We start from the raw sequence: 21,422 nt of genomic DNA on the forward strand, positions 1-21,422 counted from the left end.
GAGCGGCGGCCGGCCACGGGGTCGTGCCCCTGCCGCCGCTCCACGGTCCCCCCTCGGTTCCCCCACCCCTAGGGTTATCCAGCAGCCCCCGCCTATTCACCCGACCGGGCAGGCGCTCGGAGTGAACCGGGGGAGCGGAAGGGGGCGCGTTCACCGCGCGATCTGTCCCGCCGATCATCGCGCGCCTACCGTCGAGGTCAGGGCACGGGGAAAGCGGGCGGGGAGGTACGGCGATGGCGGGACGGGGCCCGCGCACCGGAGGCGGGCGCCGGGAGCAGGAACGGGCGTACGGGGAGCAGCCGTACGGGCAGTGCACGCACGGGTACGGCGACGGTGCCGCCGGCGGACTGGGCGTGGACGACGGAGCCCGGGCCGGCGGTGCCGAGGCCGATGCCGCCCTCGTACGGATCCGGGACCTGGCCGGGCGCCCGCGCGGGTACGGCTTCCTCGCCGACCACCAGGGCACCCTGATCACCAGCCACGAGACCGTCGACGGCCTGCCCCGGCTGGTGCTCCACGCCCCCGGGGACCGCACCTGTGTGGTCTCTGCCGACGCGGTCACCCCGCTGCCCGCCCTGGACCTCGCCCTGGTGCGCACCGAGGGCCTCGGCGTGGACCCGCTGCCGCTGACCGTGCGGGAGCGGATCGCCGCCGGCACCTACGTCAAGGTCGCCGCCGGCTGCTGGCGGGAGGCGCGGGTGCTGGCCGCCACCGAGGTGACGTACACCGCCACCGACGGCTTCCGCCTGCTGGACGACGTGCTCGAGCTGGCCATCGGCACGGCCGGCCGGGACGCGCTCCGGCTCGGCGGCGGCGCGGCCGGGGGACCGGTGCTGGACGCCGGTACCGGCGCGGTCGTCGGCGTCCTCGGCACCGCCCTGCACACCGCCGCGCGCGACGCCGGCTTCGCGGTGCCGCTGCGGCCCGCCGACGGCGCCCTCGCCGACGTGCTCGCCCGCAACGCGGCCACCGTGCCCGCCTACGGCGCCGACCTCAACCTCGCCGGCATCCTCCAGCTGACCACCACCTCCGTCGCCCAGGACGGCCCCCCGGACACCCTCACCGGCCACCCGTGCGCCGTCGAACCGCTCGAACGCGCCGACACCGCCCGCGAGCTGGCCGCCTTCACCGCCGGCGACCGGCCCGTGCTCGGACTCGTCGGCACCCCCGGCAGCGGCCGTACGACGGAACTCGCGGCGCTCGCCGCCCGCCGCGCCCGGGGCGAGCGGCCCGCACCCACGCTGTGGCTGCGCGGCGCCGACCTGAGGGACACCGACGACTCGGTGGCCGACGCCGCCCGGCGCACCCTGGAGCGCGCCGCCCGCATCGTCGCCGCGTCGCGCCGCGTGCAGCCCGAGGACCTCGGCGACATCAGCCCCGAACACCTGGCCCACCGCGCCGCCCGGGCCGGCCGCCCGCTCCTGCTCCTCCTCGACGGCCCCGAGGAGATGCCCCCCGTCCTCGCCCACCGCCTGCCCGCCTGGACCCGGGGCACGGCCGACTGGCTGCGCGAGACCGGGGCACGCCTGGTGGTGGCCTGCCGCGAGGAACACTGGGAACACACCGGCAACGCGTTCGCCGCGGACCTCCTCCACACCCCGGGGCCCCCGGCGACCAGCGCCGCCGACGGGGCTTCGGCGGACGGTGGCGAGCCGGTGCGGACGCCGTTCGGCCACGGGGACCCGGCCGACGGTGCCGGGCGCGAGGCGGCCGGGCCCGGGGCTCTGGGCGAGGGCGCCGAGTCGCCTCACGTGTCGGGCGGCCCCGGCTCCCCGGCAGAGGTGCGCCGGCCGGGCGGCCGTACTGCCCCGGCCGACGGCGAACCGCCCACCGGCCCCTCCACAGCACCCCACCACTTGCCCGGGGTCCCTGGAGACGCGCCCCGCACCCCCGCGGACCCGCTTCCCCCCTGCGTGCGGCTCGGTGACTTCACCGTCGACGAGGGGCGGCGGGCGCGAGCGCGGTACGGGATTCCGGACGGGGTGCTGGTCGAGCGGGACGAGCGGCATCCGCTGGCGCTGCGGCTGCTGGCCGAGGTCCGGGCGGCCGTACCCGACGCCCCCGTGGCCGGACCCGTCGACCGGGACGACGTGTTCGCGGCCTACCTCGACCTGATGTGCCTGCGCGTCGCGGTCCGCCTCGCCGCAGCCGCCGGCCAGCGCGGTACGGCCGTGCGCCGGCTGGCGGCGCGGGTGGCCGGGCAGGTGCACGAGGCCGCCCGGCGCAGCCTCGGCGCGGGCCAGGGCGAGCTGGACCGGGAGTCGTTCGAGGCGGTGTTCCCGTGGGGACCCGCCCCGGCCCGGCTCGGCGGCGGCACCGGCTGGGCCTCCGCCGTCCTCACCGAGGGACTCCTCGTACCGGCCGGCGGCGGCTACCGCTTCGCCCACGAGGAGCTGGCCGACTGGATCCAGGGCATGCACCTGGACCTCGACGAGGCCCTGCGGGCCCTGGTGCACCACCCCGGCGAGCCGCCCGACAGCCACCGCCCGGTCCCGGTGCCGCACCACCGCGTGGGCCCGGTCGTCCAGGCCCTGCTGCTCCTCGCCCGCCAGCAGGGCCCCCGGCAACTGGCGGAGCGGCTGCGGGAGTTGGTCGAGGCGCTGGACCGCGACACCGGCTCCTGGTGGGCCGCCCGGCTGCTCGCCCGGACCCTGCAGCAGGTCCCGGACCCCACGCCGTACACCGAGGTGCTGCGCCTGCTCGCCGACCGTGTCGTCGTCTGGCGCCGCGCCCGGCGGACCGTACCGGCCGACTTCCGCCCCGCCTTCTGGACCGCCCTGCCCGTCCCCGACGCCGAGCGCCTGGACCTGCTGCGCCGGCTCGTGCTGGCCGACCCGACGCCGCCCACGACCGGGGACCGCTACCTGGACGCCGTGGCGGGGCTGCTCGCCGCCGCCCCCGCCGTCGTACAGCCCCTGCTCACCCGCTGGTTCACCGACGAGCGGCCGCTGCCCGCCACCCCGCACGCCACCGTGGCCACCGCCGCGCAGGCGCTGCTGCACACCCACCGGCACGGCGCCCTGGACGATCTCACCGAGGTGCTGGTGGCCTGCGCGCACCGGCGCGCCGACGAGCTGCTCGCCGTCCTCGCCGAGGACGAGCCGCCGGCCGTCTGCCGGGCGGTCGACCGCTGGGCGCACGACGAGCGCCCCGCCCGCCGGGTGGCGGCGGTGGCGTACGGGCTGCGCGCCGCCCCGCACGTCCGCTCGGACGCGGACCGCGAGCTGCTGCGCTACGCCGCCCTCGCCCTGCTCGCCCGCCCCGCCGACTGCACTCTGCACGGCGGCGCCCTGGCCCTGCTGGTCCGCGACCCGGACACCCGCGACCGGTATCTGCCCGCCGCCCTGCGCCACTTCGCCGACGGCGACCCGCAGTTCCCGCCGGGCGCCCTGGCCCCGGCCCTGACCACGCACCCGGAACCGGTCCTGGAGGCCTTCCGCGCCCGGCTGAGCGCCCCGGACGCCGGCGGCCCGCAGACCAGGGCGGTGCTGCGCGGCCTCGTCGAGGTCACCACCCCGGCCCTCGCCCCCCGGATCGCCGCCCTCCTGCGGGGGGCGGTGCGGCTGCGCCCGGAGACCGCCGGGCACGTCGCCGGTCACCTCGACCGCCGCCTCGAACAGGGCCCCATCGCCCGCCCGGTCCTGCTGCCCCTCGTCACCGGCCTGCTCGACGACGGTCCGGAACAGCTCCGCGCCGCCCTCGCCACCGTCCTCGCCGCCCCCGGTACGCCCGCCTCCCGCCCGCTCCGCCGTGAGCTGCTGGAATTCCTGCTGGCGCGGGAGCAGGACCCGGCCGTCCTGGACGCCGTCCTGCACGCGGCGGTGGAACCCGGGTGCGGCTGCGAGGACGAAATCCGGGGTCTCGTCCACCGCACCGGCCTGCTCCTCGTCCGCACACCCGAGGGCGCCACCCGCTTCGACCGCGGCCTGGTCGAACTGGGCCGGCACGTGCCCGGCTTCGCCGCCCGCATGGCCCGCTGGCTGACCGACGCCCCGGACGACTGGGCCGCCGTCGTCGGACCCAGCACCCGCCGCATGATCGAGAACCTGGCGGGCGTACGCGTACCGGCCTGAGCTGCACCGGGAACGTGCGCCCCGTCACAGCCCCCATGCCGATGCTGGCGCGGGGCACCCGGCATGGCACCCTTAGACCTGCACAACGAGGTCAGGACAGACACGGACAAGGGTTCGAGGAGCGGTCACAGTGCAGCGCTGGCGTGGCTTGGAGGACATCCCCGAGGACTGGGGGCGCAGCGTCGTCACCATCGGTTCCTACGACGGCGTCCACCGCGGCCACCAGCTGATCATCAAGCACGCCGTCGACCGCGCCCGCGAACTGGGCGTCCCGGCCGTCGTGGTCACCTTCGACCCGCACCCCAGCGAGGTCGTCCGCCCGGGCAGCCACCCGCCGCTGCTCGCCGCGCACCACCGCCGTGCCGAACTGATGGCCGAGCTGGGTGTCGACGCGGTCCTCATCCTCCCCTTCACCACCGAGTTCTCGAAGCTGTCGCCCGCCGACTTCGTGGTGAAGGTCCTGGTGGACAAGCTGCACGCCAAGGCGGTCGTGGAGGGCCCGAACTTCCGCTTCGGCCACAAGGCCGCCGGGAACGTCGAGTTCCTCACCGAGCAGGGCAAGGTGTACGACTTCGAGGTCGAGGTCGTCGACCTGTACGTCACCGGTGAGGCGGGCGGCGGCGAGCCGTTCTCCTCCACGCTGACCCGCCGCCTGGTCGCCGAGGGCGATGTCGCCGGCGCCCGCGAGATCCTGGGCCGCCCGCACCGGGTGGAGGGCGTCGTCGTCCGCGGCGCCCAGCGCGGCCGCGAGCTGGGCTTCCCGACCGCCAACGTCGAGACGCTCCCGCACACCGCCATCCCCGCCGACGGCGTGTACGCCGGCTATCTGCACGCCCAGGGCGAGGCCATGCCGGCCGCCATCTCCGTCGGCACGAACCCGCAGTTCGACGGCACGGAGCGCACGGTGGAGGCCTACGCCATCGACCGCGTCGGCCTCGACCTGTACGGCCTGCACGTCGCCGTCGACTTCCTCGCGTACGTGCGCGGCCAGGCGAGGTTCGACACGCTGGAGGACCTGCTGGAGCAGATGGCCGCGGATGTGAAGCGGTGCCGGGAGATCGTGGCGGCGGAGGAGTAAGCCCTTCGCTGCGGAAGGAAAGGGCGGCCGGTGCGGTGAGCACCGGCCGCCCTTCTGCGTTGTTCCGCCGTCCTACTGCTGGGGCGGCGCCTGCGGGGGCTGCTGGCCCGGCTGGGGCTGGGGCTGCGGCTGGGGCTGGGGCTGTCCGGGCTGCGGGTAGCCCGGCTGCTGCGCGCCCGGATACGGCTGCTGCGGCGGGTACGGCTGCTGCGCCGGGGCGTACGGCTGACCAGGGGCCTGCGGGTACGGCTGCCCCGGAGCCTGCGGGTACGGCTGACCGGGCGCCTGAGGATACGGCTGACCGGGCGCCTGCGGGTGCGGCTGACCGGGCGCCTGCGGGTGCGGCTGACCGGAGCCGTACACCTGACCCGGTGTCGCCTGGCCCGGCATCGGCGGGGCGGCCACCGGCGGCGGGTTGCCGTCACTCGTCCACAGGCCGTGCGCCTGCTGGTGGCGGGTGAAGTCCTCGGCGATCAGCGCGGCGAGGTTGAAGTACGCCTCGCGCGTCTTCGGCCGCATCATGTCGAGGTCGACCTCGGCACCGGCGGCCAGATGCTCGTCGAAGGGCACGACGACGACCCCGCGGGTCCGGGTCTCGAAGTGCGCCACGATGTCCTCGACCTTGATCATCTTGCCGGTCTCGCGAACCCCGGAGATCACGGTCAGCGACCGCGACACCAGGTCCGCGTACCCGTGCGCGGACAGCCAGTCCAGCGTCGTACTGGCGCTGCTCGCGCCGTCCACGGACGGCGTGGAGATGATGATGAGCTGGTCGGCGAGGTCCAGCACCCCGCGCATGGCGCTGTACAGCAGACCGGTGCCGGAGTCGGTCAGGATGACCGGGTACTGCCGGCCGAGCACGTCGATCGCGCGCCGGTAGTCCTCGTCGTTGAACGTGGTCGAGACGGCCGGGTCCACGTCGTTGGCGATGATCTCCAGACCGGAGGGCGCCTGGGAGGTGAACCGCCGGATGTCCATGTACGAGTTGAGGTACGGGATGGCCTGGACGAGGTCACGGATGGTGGCCCCGGTCTCCCGGCGCACCCGCCGCCCGAGCGTGCCGGCGTCCGGGTTGGCGTCGATGGCGAGGATCTTGTCCTGCCGCTCGGTGGCGAGGGTCGAGCCGAGCGCGGTGGTGGTCGTCGTCTTCCCGACACCGCCCTTGAGGCTGATGACCGCGATCCGGTAGCAGGACAGCACCGGCGTACGGATCAGCTCCAGCTTGCGCTGCCGCTCGGCCTCCTCCTTCTTGCCGCCGAGCTTGAACCGGCCGCCCGCCGCCGCGGGCCGACCGCTCTTCGCCTTCTGCTTCTTGTTGTTGAGCAGCCGGTCCGAGGACAGCTCGACGGCAGCGGTGTAACCGAGCGGCGCGGCACCGGGATTGGTCGGCTGCCGCTGATCGTGCTGCACGGGCTGCGGCCAGGCGGCACCGGAGCGGGGGTCGACGGGGGGCTGGGGGGCCTGCGGGGCGCCCGGGGCAGCGGAGCCGGGGGTCTGCGGGGGCTGGGGGAAGCCGTAACCGCCGGGCTGCACCGGCGCGTTGGGCGTCCCCGGCTGGGGGAAGCCGTAACCGCTCGGCGGGGTGGGCGCGTGGGGGGCCGGCTGCGGGGCCGGGGGCTGCGGGAAGCCGTAGCCGCCGGGCTGCACCGGAGGGTTGGGGGCGCCGGGCTGGGGGAAGCCGTAACCGCTCGGCGGAGCGGGCGCGTTGGGGGCCGGCTGCGGTGCGGGCGCGCCGGGCTGGTGGGGCGCCTGGTCGGGCTGGTGCCATGCGGCCGGTGCGGGCTGCGGAGCCTGCGGCTGGAACGGCGGCTGCTGGCCGGGCACGCCGGCCGGGCCCTGGGCGGCCGCCGGCTGCGGCTGCTCGCCGGGCATCGGCCCGGGCTGCTGCGGGGCGGCCGGCTGCGGCCCGGGCTGTACGGGCCACTGGGCCGCGGGAGCCGGGGCGGCGGGCTGGTACGACGGCGGCAGCGGGGGCAGCCCGTTCTGCGGCGCGGGCGGCGGGGTCCAGCCGGGCTGGGGGGCCGGGGGAGCGGGGGGTGCGGCGGGCCCGGGCTGGGGCGCGCCGGACTCGGGGGCGCCGGGCGGCGGGAAGCCGTAGCCGCCGGGCTGGGGTGCGGGGGGTGCGGCGGGCTCGGGCTGGGGCGCGCCGGACTCGGGGGCGCCGGGCGGCGGGAAGCCGTAGCCGCCGGGCTGTGCGGCGGCGGGCTGGGCCGCGTTGTCGGAGGCGCTGTCGGCCGGGACGCTGCTCTCCTGCGTGCCGGGCTGCGGCGCGCTGCTCCGGGCCACGGCATCCGACGGCTCCGGTGCGCCGGAGACCTGCACGGCCTCGGCGGTGCCCTCCGGCGCCTCGGGACGCACGGCGTCGGCGACACCCTCTTCCGCGGCACCCTTCTCGGTGTCGGCGTCGGTGGCACCGGGCGTGACCGACTCCTCGGCGGCCGCCTCGTCCCCGTCGGACGCGGAACCGTCCGATCCGGCGGCCTCCGCCACCGCGCCCTCCGGCGAGGCAGCCGCGCCGCCGGACTCATCGACGCGCTGCTCGGCACTCCCCGCGTCGACGGACCGCACCGCACCGGACGCATCCGACGCACCGGCGGAGCCCTCCGCCACGGACGAGGCCCCCGAGGCATCCCCCGTGCCCTCGTCGCCCGCCGTGGCCGCGCCCTCTCCGGAGCCGTCGCCCTCGGACGGGGCCGGCGCCCCGGCGGATGCCGTGCGCTCGGCGATCTCGGCCATCTGGCGCTTCAGGGCGACGGCGGAGAACCGCATGGTCGCCCCGCTCTCCAGGTCCCCGTTGTCCGTCTCCGGCTCGACCCCGGAGGGCGCGGCCGGCGCCTCCTGCGAGGCAGGCTGGGGCTGCTGCGGCTCGAAGCCCTCGGGCAGCCGCGGCACAGCAACGGGCTCACCGGCCGGCGGCGCGGGCTGCGCGGCCGGGGGAGCGTACGAGGCCCCGTGCGGCGGAGTGAACGACGCACCCTGCGCCGGACCGTACGGAGTCCCCTGCGGCGGGGTACCCGCCGGCGGGGCGGCCGGCGGCGGCGTCGCCCCCGCAACGGGCGGGCCCGCGGGGAAGGGCACCCCCGGAGCGGCCGGAGCGGCCGGAGCACCCGAATCACCCGGGGCCCCGGCGAAACCGCCGGCACCGACGGCACCGCCCGAGCCCCCGGCCGTACCGGACGCGTTCTGCGTGTACCAGGCGGGGGGCGCGTAGTCGATGGTGAACTCGCCGGTGGTCTCGACGGCCTCCGCGTCGGGCTGGTCATCGCCGGGTGTGTCCCAGCCCCCGCGCATCCCGTCCCGATCGCTGCTCACAGTTCCTCCTGGTGTGGTCGAGCACCCTCATGCCGTGCCGGGGCGACCATGTCGTGTCGTACCGAGTCGTCCGTAGTCGTCGGGCGGTCCGATGCGCCGGCCCTCCCCCAGGGACACCGACGCCCGGCTCACGGGTCCTGCCATCGCGCCCGCTCCCAGCCTAATCACCAAGAGCCACACCTCGGCAGGCCCGTCCGCCTCTCCGCGCCCGCCCACCAGGTCACCGCGGGCCCGGAAACGCCCCGCCCGTCCCGCACAGCCGCCACGACAGCGTGAACAAAAGGGACAGGAAAGGGCAGTTCAGTCCATCCGTCGGGGCGTGCCCAACAATCCGATCTCGGCGTCGGTGGGTTGGGTCAGCACATACTGCCGGTCACGGTCGGTGCACCACAGGGTGACACCGTCGGGCAGCGCCGGCAGCGACTCCACCTCGGTCCGCGACAGCCCCATGGTGCGCCCCAGTTCGGCCGCCTCGTCGGGTGAGACCCGCTGGATACCGGCGAGCCGCGCCTGCCGCAGCAGCCGGGGCGCGACCGGGCTGAGATACGGCAGCAGGGTCAGCACCGACTGCCAGGGCCCGGACACCACCCGCCCGCGCGGCGGCCGCATACCGCAGTCCCGCACCACCAGCACCGGCGTCCCCGCGGAAGCGCCCTGCGGCGGCACCCGCCCCACGTCGTACACGGACAACCCGTTCTGCCCACCACCCATGGCATGCACCATCTGCATCCACGCCTGCGGCCGCCCGGTCTCCACGGCAACCCGCGCGCCGGTGGCTGCGGAGCGCAGTGCCATGACCTGCGCGGTCCACAGGCCGCCGATGAGCACCATGTCGTACGCCGTGGGGCGGTTGACGCCGAGCACCGCGGGCTGGCCCTCGCTGTTGACGCCGACCACCACACCGTCGTCGCCGATGGGCAGGGTGAGCGTGTCCGCCTGTTCCACGGGCAGCGCGTGCCGCGGATGGCGGGGACCCAGCAGGCCGAAGCCGGTGCGCAGCCGCTCACCGAGGCCCGGTGCCGACGGGGTGGGCGTTGTCGTCGTGGTCATCAGCGGGCACCTCCGAGCGGCAGGGTGGCCAGAACGCCGGGCAGTTGTTCCCGGTCCAGGCGCGCCAGCCCGGTCCGTGCCTGCTGCGCCGCACGCTCCAGATCGCGCCGTGCGTCGGTCAGTTCCTGCTTGCTGCGACCGGTGATCCGCACATGACCGGTGATCGTCACTTCCTGCTGAGCGCCCTTGGCCAGGGTCAGGCTGAACGTCGTCGCCAGCGCGGGAACCGCGGTCAGCTGGGCCACCAGCTGGGCCAGCGAGCCGCCGGATCCGCCGAGCTGGGGCCAGCGGCGTACCCAGTAGGTGGTGTGCCGGCGGTTGTCACAGCGCCAGCTGCGGCTGGACTCCTCGGTCCGGCGCTGCGGCGCCTCGCCCCGCCCGGCCTGGGCCGTCACCATCGGGTTGGCGCACGCGGACGTGGCGATCGCGGCCGTCAGCTCCTCCTCGGTGAGCACACTCGCCCGGAACCCGGCGCCGGTCAGCCGGCTCGACAGGTGCTCGGCGGAGCGCGCCAGGCACTTCTGCGCCCCGAGCAGCCCGCCGCCGCGCGCGGCCACCGCCTCCGGGCACAGCTCGGGGTCGAGCTTCAGCGCGATCCAGGTGATGCGGACCGCGGGGGAGCCGGTCTGGGCCTGCAGCGGTGCGTAGTTGCTGACCACGACCGACTGCTGGGGCAGGTGCAGCGCGGGCGCGGGCTGCGTGTGCACCACGATCTGCGCCGACTCCAGCCGGATGCCGTCGACTTCGAGGACGTCCCGGACGAGGGCGATGGGCAGCGGTCGCCGGCCGCGCTCCGCGCGCAGAGCGTCGACGTCCGACTCGACCTGGAGCACCGCGGTCAGGAAGCCGCCGTCGCCCACCATGCCGATCGGCCGCTGGTCGCGGTCGTCGCCGCGGTTGTGGCTGAAGGTGCGCAGGGTCGGATCGCACTCCACCGCGGGCGCGAGACCGGAGTCGGTCCCCGGCGGCACGGGTGTGCTCGCGGCCCGCCGTATGCGGGCCCGCATGGCCAGCAGGGTGCCGAGCCACTCCGGCAGGGAGCGCCCGCGGCGCCGTACGACGGCGAGCACCAGGAGCACCACGGCGAAGGGGGCGGTGGCGATCAGCCCGACCGTGCCGAGCAGCCACCCGCACAGGACGAGCGCGCCGGCTAGCTCCAGCAGCACCAGCCGCTGCACCGCGAACGAACCGCCGCGGCCCGAACGGGACTCCAGCCGCGGCGCGAAAGCGCCCTGGTGGGGCGCGGGCGCCTGCTGGGCGTCGCCCCGCCGGGAGGAAGAGCCGCGGGCACCCGACCGGCGCGCGCCACCCGGTCGCGACCCCGATTGCGATCGCGACCGGGTCCGCGTTGCGGAAGCCATCACTTCAAAACCCCCGAACTCTCCCGAAAACCCCTGCGCTCCGGTCCCTTCAAGCCCTGAGCACCCTACCCGTGCCACCAGCACGTCCACGCAACAGGCATAGTAGGGGCCGGGTCTGACAGTCGAGGCACCAGAGGCAACCGAGGGCGGGGGACGGATCTTCACAGGTCCCCCACGGCTCCGCAACGGGGAGAGAGCGGACACAGATGGCATCACGGCGGGACGAACTCAACGCCTACACCTTCGCGAAGCGCCGCACGCTCGCGTCCTTCCTGCAGCCCTCCCCCTCCGGTTCGGAGGAAGGCGCCCCCAAGCCGCTGGGCGCACTGGTCCCCGGCCTCGTCGTCGGTGTCGTGATCCTCGCGGTGTTCGGCGCGATCGGCATGTTCAGCCCCACGGCACCCAAGGGCTGGGACACACCCGAGGAACACGTCATCGTCGCCAGCAAGTCGACCACCCGGTACGTCGTCCTGAAGACGGGCAAGCAGAAGCAGCTCCACCCGGTCCTCAACATGGCCTCGGCCAAGCTGCTCCTGGACCCCAGCAAGGCCAGCGTCATCACCGTGGACGAGAAGATCCTCGACAGCGGCAAGCCTCCGCACGGCGCCACCATCGGCATCCCGTACGCCCCCGACCGCCTGCCCTCCCCGGAGGAGGCCGAGGCCGCCAAGCGCTGGGCGGTCTGCGAGCGGCCCGGCGACGGCGGCCGGGCCATCCAGAAGGCGGCGTTCGTCCTCGCGCAGAAGGAATGGTCCAAGACGGAGGGGTCCGACAAGCTCACCCGCGGCGACCTGATGTACGTCGTCGGACCGGACGGCAAGACCCAGTACGTCGTCGACGCGCGAGGCACCGCCTACCAGATCGCCGATCCGGGTGACAAGGAACTCCTCAAGGCCCTCGACACCCGGGGCCGCGCCCCGCAGCGCGTCTCCCAGCAGTGGCTCGCCACCCTGCACAAGGGGGACCCGATCGCCATCCCGAAGATCGACGGCACCCCCGGTGCCAAGGCAGGCGCCGGGATCATGCCCGCCCAGTACGACAAGGTCGGCGAGGTCATCAAGGCGTACGACGGCCAGGTGCTGCGGTACTACGTCGTCCTGCAGGGGAAGGTGGCCCGTGTCTCCGAGTTCACGGCCACGCTCCTGCTGAACAGCGGCCAACTGGTCGGCGTGGGCCAGGCAGGTGAGGCCCAGCAGGTCAGCCCCGGTGCCGTTGCCGACAGCACGAGCTTCGACGAGGACAGGAACTGGCCGGCGTACCAGCCGAGGACGGTGAACGACGGCTCCAGCGCCACCAACGGCCGCAACACGGTCTGCAACGTCCTGCGGTCCGTCGGCGGCAAGGGGAGGACCGCCCTGTCCACCTGGGTCGGCAAGGACTTCCCCGCCCAGCTCCCCACCGGTTCCTCCAGCGCCTACGTCACCCCCGGCTCCGGCCAGCTCTACCGTCAGTTCCGGGGCACGGAGACCACGGCCGGCGGCGTCTTCCTGGTCACCGACACGGGCCTGCGCTACGCCCTGCAGTCCAACAGCGACAGCGCCACCGAGGACAAGGGCATCGGCACCTCCGCCAAGAAGCGCAAGCAGGAGCTGGCCGAGGCCAAGATCGCCCAGACCCGCCTCGGTTACGAGAAGCTGACGCCCACGCCCATCCCCCTCGAATGGTCGACCTTCCTGCCGACGGGCCCGCGCCTGTCGGAGGCGGCGGCGCGACAGCCGCAGGGTTCGTAGCGGTCGGAGGAGAACGAACTCATGCTGAAGGCAAGGACGTCGGGGGCCGGGACGCGTACGGCCGTCGTGGCCGCCGCGGTGGCCCTGACCGCGACGACCACCGTGATCGCCCTGCCCGCTGCCCCGGCCCGGGCGGACGACGGCCAGTGCACGTTCCCGTCGAAACCGTACGCGGGCCGGCCGTGGGCGCTGCAGCGCGTCAACCTGGACGAGCTGTGGGCGCAGTCCACCGGCAAGAACGTCCGGGTGGCTGTGATCGACACCGGAGTGGACGTCAAGAACCCGCAGCTCACCAAGGCCGTGAACGCGGCGAAGGGCAGGAACCTGCTGCCCGACAAGAACCGCAAGGGCGAGAAGATAGACCGCGGCAACAAGTCGGGCACCACCGACACGGTCGGCCACGGCACCCGCGTGGCAGGCATCATCGCGGCCCGCCCGGCGAAGGGCACGGGCTTCGTGGGCCTGGCCCCGGACGCCACGATCATCCCGATCAAGCAGAACGACGCCGAAGGCGACGGTACGGCGAAGACACTGGCCGACGCGATCAAGTACGCGGTCCAGGCGGGCGCCGACGTCATCAACATCTCCCAGGACACCTCCGAGCCGCTCGCCCCGAAGGACTCGACCCTGAAGGACGCCGTCGACTACGCCTTGGGCCGCAAGGTCGTCGTCGTGGCCTCGGCCGGCAACGACGGCCTGGGCGGCAACGTCAAGGCGACGTACCCGGCGTCGTACGAGGGCGTCCTGGCGGTGGCGGCCTCCGACCGCAACAACGAACGGGCGGCCTTTTCACAGTCGGGCGATTTCGTGGACATCGCGGCTCCCGGCGTCGACATGATCTCCACGGTCCCGGGCAACGGCCACTGCTCGGACAACGGTACGAGCTTCTCGGCGCCCTATGTGGCGGGCGTGGCCGCCCTGTTGAAGTCCAAGTACCCCGACTGGACGGCCCAGGAGGTCGTTGCCCAGATCGAGCAGACCGCGGAGCGCTCGATTCCAGGGCATGACAAGTTGGTCGGATGGGGTGTCGTGGACCCCGTGAAGGCCCTCACGGACGTGGACCCGGCCCACCCCCTCCAGTCCCCCCGCCCCGAGGGCGGCATGACCAAGGGCGAGGCCCCGTCGGTCACCCCCCTGCACTTCGGCGAGACGGCCGAGGAACGCGACAGCCGGCTGGCGACCTACACGGTCGTGGGCGGCCTGGTCCTGGTTGCGGGCCTGGCCGGCACGGCGGTGGCGGTCCGGGATGCGCGCCGCAGGCGGGGCGGGCGGACGCACGGCGGCCCACGGACGTCCTGACCGCGGGCTTGCGTCCTCGGGACCGGAGACACGCAAAGGCGGCGGTGCCGTCGAGGCACCGCCGCCGTACGCCCTGCCGCTCCACCCGCGCCACGGGCCGCGTCAGTTCGCGGGCGGGGAAGCCTTGTCGTCGGCCTTGATGCCGAAGTTGATCTGCTTGCCCTCCACGGAGGAAACGGTCACCGTCACCCCCAGCGTGCTGCCGTCGTCCGCGGTGAGCGTGCAGCGGGTGGTGGTGCCCACCTTGCCTGCGAGGTCCTCCGGACAGGTGATGTGCGGCTTCGGCCGGCCCGTCCGGGCGGCGAGCTTCTCGGAAACCGTGGTCGCCAGTTCGTCCGCGGACAGTGTCGGCTTCGACTTCTCCACGGTGACCGAGCCTGAGCAGCCGATGAGCAGGCGAAGTGGCGACCCCGGACATCCCGGGCCTGACCGACTCCCCGGGAGTGGCGCAGAACCTCCGCCTCCACACCACCCTGAAGGGCGAACCGCTGGAACTGCTCCAGAGCCAGGTGTACCTAGGCATGGAGGACGTCAGGAATCCGACGGAGCGTGCGGTCGTCGAATTCGTCCTCACCGCGAAGCCGACGCACCCCACGACGACCTCGGTGACGCCGTTGACGACTTCTCCGGCGATGGGCACGCGCTCGGTGACCAGGCCGACGGTGGAGATCATCTGAGCTGCAGCTCGGTCCGTTTCGGTGGCGTGGAGCCGGTCACCTATCGAGCGTGGAGGTTTGATGGAGATCACGGACGGGTGATGCGTCCGTGCTTCCGTCAGGCATGGGGCGGATCCAGGTCCGTGACCAGACGGTTCTTCCGGGGTCTCGTGCCGGGGGTCGGCGCGTTGTGGGCTGTCACGGGCAGGCCTTCTGCGCGGTGCCACAACAGGGGGAGGCCGAGGATGCGGACGAAGAGACACAGGTGCCCGATGAGCCCCGGCGTGATATGTCGTCGGCGGCGAACTGACCGTGATTGAGGACAGGAAGACGATGAAGTCAGGGATGAGCCGACGAGCCGAGTGGACTGCGCTCTACGGGACGCGTAGCGGTAGACGAGTGCGTGCTGTGGGCGCGGTCGTCGGTGCCCTGGTGGCCACGACTGTGGGCCTTGCCCCGAATGCTGTTGCGGACGGCGTCCAGTCGAAGCAGTGGTATCTGGGGCCGATGCAGGCCGAGCAGATGTGGAAGGTCAGCACGGGTGAGGGTGTCAAGGTCGCCCTCATCGACACTGGCGTGAACGCGGACACTCCGTCGCTAAAGGGTCAGGTCCTGACCGGTGAGACCCCGAAGTCGGTTGCGTACCGTTCGACGGTCGATTACGAGGGTCATGGGACGACCATGGCGGAGTTGATCGCTGGTACGGGAGCTGGTGGCAGTCTGAAGGGTCTGGCGCCGGGTGTGAAGATTGTTCCGTATCGAATCGAACTCGACGGTCTGAAGGGCGGGGCGGAGGAGAAGGAGAAGACCCCCGAACCTGAGGACGCGATCAGAGCGGCAGCCGACACCGACGCGAAGATCATCAACATGTCGTTCGGTGAGATGGCGCCCATGCCCAAGGTGGAAGAAGCGGTCAAGTACGCGGCCTCGAAGGGCAAGCTGTTGATCGCCGCGGTCGGCAACGAGGGGCGGACGTCGAGGGACAACATCGGCTACCCAGCCGGCTTCCCGTACGTAGTCGGCATCGCATCAGCCGACAAGTCCCTCACGGTGTCGAAGTTCTCGTCGTCCGGCAATTCCGTGGACCTCTCGGCTCCGGGCCAGGGCTTTCCAGGGTGGTGCGATACCAACTTCCGCTCGTACTGCGACGACGTGAACGGTACGAGTTCGGCAGCCGCGATCGCATCGGGTGCCGCGGCCCTGATCTGGTCCGCACACCCCGACTGGACGGTCAACCAGGTCACCCGTGCCCTGGTCGACACGGCCGGCCGTACCTGGGCCAAGAACGACCCGAGCAAGTACGCCGGTTACGGGTTCATCCGTCCCCGTCTCGTGCTGGAAAACCCGAGCTACGACGCAGGCTCGGCGCACGTGGACCCGCTTCGGGCGGAGAACGGCGGAGATCTGCTGGCCAAGTCCGCGACGTCCTCCACGCCCTCTTCCTCTCCCTCCTCTTCCGCATCAACCCCGTCACAAGCCCCGGAAAAGGGTTCTTCCGGCGGGACTTCGGCGGCAGGATCGAGCACGGAGTCGTCGAACGACAACGGCACCCTCTGGGTTGTGCTCGGCGCCGTGGCCGCGGTCGTCGTGGTCGGTGGTGGGGGCGTGGCCGTCGCGCGGGCGCGGCGTGCCAGGTGACGTCTTTCGGCCGGAATCGCCAGAGCGCGGAATCGATTGGGCGTGGAGGTTTGATGTAGATCGCATGAGGGTGACGCGCTCATGCTTTCAGGTGTGCCCATCGTTGGCCGACGAAGCGGTGGCGCACGGCGGCGTCGCCGTGCGCGTTCGCTCGTCACAAACCGGCAATCCCGGCGAAGAGTGGCACCTGGGGTTGGCCGTGAGGTCGAGTCAACAGCCCTGCTCGGTTGGACCGGTTGGGCAGGTTGACTAGAGTGGTAAACGCGTTGTGAGGCGCGACTCGCTTTGCGATCGTACGGCGAGTGGTTGGTCGGCCCCCGGTTCCGGATGGGCCGATGGATGTACGGGGAAACGGGGAGGAGCGTCGTGCTTCCGTCAGACATGGTGGGGGGCGTGTCGGCGACCAGGGCGGCGAACCTGGAGGCCAGCGGCGAGGCGCTGGACAAGTTCGTGGGTCAAGTCGACAAGGTGCTCAGCGCCCTCGAAGGGTCCGCGGGTAACCCGACGAAAGTCGGCGCCCAGACGATCAGGGCTTCGTCCCTGACGTCGGGTGGGGAGAGCGAGTTTCCCGAGGCGCACGGTCTGTACAAGCAGTACACCAGGGTCCATCACGAGCTGACGACCCTGTCCAGGACGCTGCACCTGCAGATCGAGGCGATCGGCATCGCGGTAACCGGTGCGCATAAGGGCTTCGACAATCTCGAAGAAGAGCAGCGTCAGCGGTTCTGGGCGATCCAGACGCAGGTCGAGAAACTGCAGAACGATCAGCGCGGCAACGACGGGCGAACCGGTACGGGGTACTGACGATGACGGACAAGAAGCACGAGGAAGACCTGCATCGCGTCTCTCGACAGAACTCCATGGCGGACATCGTCAGAGGTGTCGAAGACGGTTCGCTGCCGTTCCTCGGCGTGGCGCGCCCGGTGGTCGAAGCAACCTCGGTCGGGCGGGCTGTCGCCGCCAGGACGGACTTCGGCAAGCGCGACCTCGACCTCAACAAGATGATCGACCTGGTCGAGGCGACCGACCCGGAGGACCTTGAGTCCTCCGGCAAGGCCCTGTGGGACGCGCGCGACGCCATCAAGAAGGCCGCCGACGACCTCAAGGCCAACATCGACCAGGTTCCTTGGGTCGGAGTATCGGGCGAGGCCTTCCGTAGCTGGGGTGAGAACCTCGTCACGAACACGCACCACCTGAGCGAGTTCGCCGGAGCGGCGGGCGACCAGATCACCGCTGCCGCGGTGGGTCTCGCGGCCGTGCGTGGTGCCATGCCGGCTCGTGACACCAGGGCGGACCCGAAGAGGCCGGAAAAGTTCACCGAGGCCGAGAAGACCGCGAACGCGAAGGACTACGCCGCCGCCGTCCAGGTGGAGAAGGACCGCCAAGAGGCGATCAACCAGATGAACCGGTTGTCGTCGTACTACGCGGTTTCGGAAGAGGTGCTGGCGTCCCTGCCGGCCAAGGACCAGACACCGAACTTCACGTCGATGCCCGACGTGGGCGTGCCTCATCCGCGGCCCGACGACTCGTATAGGGCCGACCGTCCGACGGCCGGTGCGGGGTCGCGTACGGCTACCGGATCGGCACCCGCCATCGGCCATCACACAACTGCGGTGGGGGCGGACAATGTCGCCCACCATGTCACCGGCGACACCACCCCGCCCCACGTCCCGACGACGCATAACACCCACACGGTCCCGCTCCCTGAGGAGCCGCCCGTCGGTACGAACATCGACAGCACCGGCACGCTGCCTCCGCCTACGACCACACACACGACCGGCCCCACCCCGCCGGTGACGGGCACACCCCCGGTAGGCGGCGGTCAGCCCGACCCGCTGGGTGGCGGCGGCTACCGGCTTCCGCTGCCCAATCCGACGTCGGGACGAGGCCTGAGTGGTTCGGCTGGTTACCGTACCCCTCCTGTCGCTCAGGGGCGTGCGGGTACGGCCGGGCTGACCAATCCCCAGGGTCCCGGACGCACCGGGGCGCAAGGCCCTATGAACCAGATGGGGCGTGCGACGCCGACGGGACAGCCCGCCGGAAAGGGCACTGCCTCCCCGATGGGCCGTGCGGTAACCGGTGGTACGCCGCGGCCTGGCGGCACGGGGGCAGCCCGGGGGAACGCCACGCCGACCACCGGCGCAGGCCGTTCCAATGGAGTCGTCGGGGGGCGCCCCACGGCTACCGGCGGTCCGGCCAAGGGCGGGGCGAGGATTCCCCGTGGCACGGTCGTTGGAACTGAGGGACAGACCAATTCGCAGTCCAGGGCCGGTCGGCTCGGTCAGCGGGGTGTATTCGGTGCGCCCGAGTCCGCTGCGCGGCCCGGTGTGAAGCCTGCCGGTTCGGCCGGCTCTCGTACCGGCGCGGGCGCGCCTGAGGCCGTCACGGGCAGGCCGACCGGGCGGAACTCCGCCGCCGGAGCGGAGCGGAACGGCATGACGCGGGGTGGTGCCGGTCTCGTACGCGGTGTCGGCCGCAAGGAGAAGCCCGAGGATGCGGACGAAGAGACGCATCTGCCCGACAAGCCCCGGCGTGATGTGCCGCCGGTGACGAACTGACCGCGAGCGAGGACACGGAAGACGATGAAGTCAGGGATAAGCCGACGAGCCGAGCGGACTACGCTCCACCGGACGCGTAGCGGTAGACGAGTGCGTGCTGTGGGCGCGGTCGTCGGCGCCCTGGTGGCCGCGACCGTCGGTCTTGCTCCGGGTGCTGTTGCGGACGATGTCCAGTCGAAGCAGTGGTACCTGGGGCCGATGCAGGCCGAGCAGATGTGGAAGGTCAGCACGGGTAAGGGTGTCAAGGTCGCCCTCATCGACACGGGCGTGAACGCGGACACTCCGTCGCTCAAGGGTCAGGTCCTGACCGGTGAGACCCCGAAGTCGGTTGCGTACCGTTCGACGGTCGATTACGAGGGTCATGGGACGACCATGGCGGAGTTGATCGCTGGTACGGGAGCTGGTGGCAGTCTGAAGGGGCTGGCGCCGGGTGCGAAGATTGTTCCGTATCGGGTCGAGCTGGGAGGTCTGAAGGGCGGGGCGGAGGAGAAGAAGAAGACTCCCGAACCTGCAGACGCGATCAGGGCGGCAGCCGACACGGACGCGAAGATCATCAACATGTCGTTCGGTAATGCGGCGCCCTTCCCCGAGGTGGAAGAGGCCATCAAGTATGCGGCCTCGAAGGGCAAACTACTGATCGCCGCAGTCGGTAACGAAGGGGACAAGGGAGCGGACTCTATCGGATACCCGGCCGCCTTCCATTACGTCGTCGGTGTGGCGGCGTCCGATGAATCCGGCACGGTCTCCAAGTTCTCCTCGTCCGGTAACTACGTGGACTTCGCGGCACCGGGCCAGGACTTCCCCGGCTGGTGTGACGCGTCCTTCCGCTCGTACTGCGACGACATGAACGGGACGAGTTCGGCAGCGGCGATCACCTCGGCTTCTGCGGCGCTGATCTGGTCGGCGCACCCTGATTGGACGGTGAACCAGGTAACCCGTGCTCTGGTCGACACGGCCGGCCGTAAGTGGGCCAAGAACGACCCGAGCAGGTACCTCGGCTACGGCACCATTCGCCCCCGCCTGGTTCTGGCTAACCCCCATTACAACCCTGGCCCTGCGAACGTCGATCCGCTCGCCAAGTGGAACGGCGGAGACCTGCTGGCCAAGTCCGCAACGTCCTCCACGCCCTCTTCCTCTCCCTCCTCTTCCGCATCAACCCCGTCACAAGCCCCGGAAAAGGGTTCTACCGGCGGGACTTCGGCGGCAGGATCGAGCACGGAGTCGTCGAACGACAACAGCACCCTCTGGGTTGTGCTCGGCGCCGTGGCCGCGGTCGTCGTGGTCGGCGGTGGGGGCGTGGCCGTCGCGCGGGCGCGGCGTGCCAGGTGACGTCGTCAGCCGTCTGTAGCCCTGTGCTCTTCGGATAGGGCATGCAGTACGTGCTCGCAGCCGTGGCGCACTGCGCGGCTGCGTGCCGAGACAGTTGGACCAAGAGACAGACACAGAAAGGGCTGAGATGGCCGACAACAAGCAGAAGCTCGAAGATGCCGCAGTAATCCACCTGCAGAAGCAGATGCTGGAGAAGTACGAGGGCATTCGCAAGCGCGTGCACGGGCTGCAGGGCGTGATCGACGGCCTGGAGGGCCAGTGGCACGGTATCGGTCGTGCCGCCTTCGACTCCAAGCAGTACGAGATCAACCAGTCGCTGCAGGCCATCGGCGGGATCCTCGGTGACGTCATCGAGGCCATGACCGCGACGCGCAACATCAAGGACAGCAAGGAAGACGAGGTCCGCGCGGCCGTCAACAAGATCGACGTCCGGGACGGCGCTCCCACCGTGTCTCCCCTGAGCTCCTACTGATCCGAGCGGCACTCAGGACTTCCGCCGGGCACCCGGCGCATCCACAGATTCACATCAGCGAGACGAGGTAACAGGTATGGCCAACAACGCTGACGGCCTGTCAGTCACTTACGACGGGCTCGACGTCGCGGCGACGAAGATCGGCAACGAGGCGAGCGAACTCGAGCGGGACCTCGGGGAGCTGCGGCGGCTGGTCGTGAGCAGCCTGCAGTACTGGGAGGGCCACGCCCAGGACACCTTCCACGAGAAGCTGAACCGCTGGGACAAGGAAGCGAACGACATCCACCAGGCGCTGACCGGCATCGGCCACGTCGTCGCTCAGTCCGGCGGTACGTACATGGAAGGCGACAAGAAGGCGGCCAGCTACTTCCGCTAGGCCGAGGCTCGCGAGAGCGACGAAGCAACTCCAGGGTGGGCGCGCGCGGGAGGCGCCCACCCTGCTGTTGTGTTGAGCAAGAAGCCGATCAGAGGAAGAGGGTGAACTTCCGAGCGCCGCCGCTGCGAGGCGGAGGACGTAGCCGGCGGCACAGGAGGAGGGCGTTAGCTCCCCTGCGGAACCGAGACGGCACCGTCACCGGCCACACGCCCGGCGGCCTGCAACGTCGCAGACGGCAGGCGCCGCTGGAATGTGCTGGCTGCAGAGCTGTCCTCCCGGGCGGCGAGCTGAATGCAACCGACGCTTCTCTGGGGCACTGGACCTTGCTGCCGTCGGCTTCTTTGTCGGCTGCCGCAGGGTACCCAGGAAATCGATGGCTCCCTGGTTGCCGAAGTGGGCACGCCCCGCATACCGAGCCGGGAAGTCCAACGCGTCCTTGCTGTGGTCCCCGATACCGGACAGTTCGTCATCGATGTCATCGATGTACGCA

At 72.1% G+C, this 21,422-nt stretch carries 15 protein-coding genes; 11 read left to right on the forward strand and 4 right to left on the reverse strand.

The annotated features are described in order from the left end of the window. Positions 1 to 233: 233 nt before the first annotated feature. Positions 234 to 4,073 carry a hypothetical protein gene (locus ACIP4Y_RS30585; protein WP_401398900.1) on the forward strand — a complete coding sequence of 1,280 codons (3,840 nt, stop codon included), beginning with the start codon at positions 234 to 236 and terminating at the stop codon, positions 4,071 to 4,073. A 130-nt stretch (positions 4,074 to 4,203) separates the two neighbouring features. After that, on the forward strand, positions 4,204 to 5,151 hold the full coding sequence (locus ACIP4Y_RS30590; protein ID WP_358645039.1) for a bifunctional riboflavin kinase/FAD synthetase: 948 nt from the start codon (positions 4,204 to 4,206) through the stop codon (positions 5,149 to 5,151). Between the two features lie 72 nt (positions 5,152 to 5,223). Here ACIP4Y_RS30590 and ACIP4Y_RS30595 read toward each other — a convergent pair whose 3' ends face one another. From ACIP4Y_RS30595 to eccE, 3 genes are all read right to left on the reverse strand, one after another. Then, positions 5,224 to 8,463, reverse strand: coding sequence for an SCO5717 family growth-regulating ATPase (locus ACIP4Y_RS30595; protein ID WP_401398901.1), 3,240 nt, complete (start codon positions 8,461 to 8,463; stop codon positions 5,224 to 5,226). 300 nt (positions 8,464 to 8,763) lie between these two features. Beyond that, positions 8,764 to 9,513: a hypothetical protein gene (locus tag ACIP4Y_RS30600; protein ID WP_401398902.1), complete on the reverse strand. Its 750-nt coding sequence runs from the start codon at positions 9,511 to 9,513 to the stop codon at positions 8,764 to 8,766. Further along, positions 9,513 to 10,874, reverse strand: coding sequence for a type VII secretion protein EccE (eccE, locus tag ACIP4Y_RS30605; protein WP_401398903.1), 1,362 nt, complete (start codon positions 10,872 to 10,874; stop codon positions 9,513 to 9,515). Before eccE ends, ACIP4Y_RS30600 begins: the two co-directional genes overlap by 1 nt. Positions 10,875 to 11,080: 206 nt before the next feature. Here eccE and eccB point away from each other — a divergent pair, with 206 nt between their 5' ends. Together eccB and mycP are read left to right on the forward strand one after the other, a co-directional pair. Continuing rightward, on the forward strand, positions 11,081 to 12,604 hold the full coding sequence (gene eccB / locus ACIP4Y_RS30610; protein WP_401398904.1) for a type VII secretion protein EccB: 1,524 nt from the start codon (positions 11,081 to 11,083) through the stop codon (positions 12,602 to 12,604). Between the two features lie 21 nt (positions 12,605 to 12,625). Continuing rightward, positions 12,626 to 13,903, forward strand: a complete 1,278-nt coding sequence (gene mycP, locus ACIP4Y_RS30615; RefSeq protein ID WP_401398905.1) for a type VII secretion-associated serine protease mycosin — start codon at positions 12,626 to 12,628, stop codon at positions 13,901 to 13,903. A 102-nt stretch (positions 13,904 to 14,005) separates the two neighbouring features. On the opposite strand, the gene ACIP4Y_RS30620 is transcribed toward mycP, so the two are convergent. Beyond that, positions 14,006 to 14,299, reverse strand: coding sequence for a DUF4333 domain-containing protein (locus tag ACIP4Y_RS30620; RefSeq protein ID WP_358648241.1), 294 nt, complete (start codon positions 14,297 to 14,299; stop codon positions 14,006 to 14,008). A gap of 5 nt (positions 14,300 to 14,304) precedes the next feature. Between ACIP4Y_RS30620 and ACIP4Y_RS30625 the strand changes: the two genes are divergently transcribed. From ACIP4Y_RS30625 to ACIP4Y_RS30655, 7 genes are all read left to right on the forward strand, one after another. Then, positions 14,305 to 14,580 (forward strand): hypothetical protein, encoded by a 276-nt coding sequence (locus ACIP4Y_RS30625; protein WP_401398906.1) that lies wholly within the window; start codon positions 14,305 to 14,307, stop codon positions 14,578 to 14,580. A gap of 378 nt (positions 14,581 to 14,958) precedes the next feature. Then, positions 14,959 to 16,197 (forward strand): S8 family serine peptidase, encoded by a 1,239-nt coding sequence (locus tag ACIP4Y_RS30630; RefSeq protein WP_401398907.1) that lies wholly within the window; start codon positions 14,959 to 14,961, stop codon positions 16,195 to 16,197. 393 nt (positions 16,198 to 16,590) lie between these two features. After that, the gene (locus tag ACIP4Y_RS30635; RefSeq protein ID WP_401398908.1) at positions 16,591 to 17,001 is read left to right on the forward strand and encodes a hypothetical protein; all 411 of its coding nucleotides are present in this window, start codon (positions 16,591 to 16,593) and stop codon (positions 16,999 to 17,001) included. A gap of 2 nt (positions 17,002 to 17,003) precedes the next feature. Then, positions 17,004 to 18,755 (forward strand): hypothetical protein, encoded by a 1,752-nt coding sequence (locus ACIP4Y_RS30640; RefSeq protein ID WP_401398909.1) that lies wholly within the window; start codon positions 17,004 to 17,006, stop codon positions 18,753 to 18,755. Positions 18,756 to 18,845: 90 nt separating this feature from the next. Further along, the gene (locus ACIP4Y_RS30645) at positions 18,846 to 20,084 is read left to right on the forward strand and encodes a S8 family serine peptidase (RefSeq protein WP_401398910.1); all 1,239 of its coding nucleotides are present in this window, start codon (positions 18,846 to 18,848) and stop codon (positions 20,082 to 20,084) included. 127 nt (positions 20,085 to 20,211) lie between these two features. Further along, positions 20,212 to 20,556 (forward strand): hypothetical protein, encoded by a 345-nt coding sequence (locus tag ACIP4Y_RS30650; RefSeq protein ID WP_353758776.1) that lies wholly within the window; start codon positions 20,212 to 20,214, stop codon positions 20,554 to 20,556. Between the two features lie 76 nt (positions 20,557 to 20,632). Continuing rightward, on the forward strand, positions 20,633 to 20,932 hold the full coding sequence (locus ACIP4Y_RS30655; RefSeq protein ID WP_358647356.1) for a WXG100 family type VII secretion target: 300 nt from the start codon (positions 20,633 to 20,635) through the stop codon (positions 20,930 to 20,932). The last annotated feature ends 490 nt before the right edge of the window (positions 20,933 to 21,422 follow it).

It is taken from the genome of Streptomyces sp. NPDC088810, assembly GCF_044750305.1.
Classification (GTDB): Bacteria; Actinomycetota; Actinomycetes; order Streptomycetales; family Streptomycetaceae; genus Streptomyces.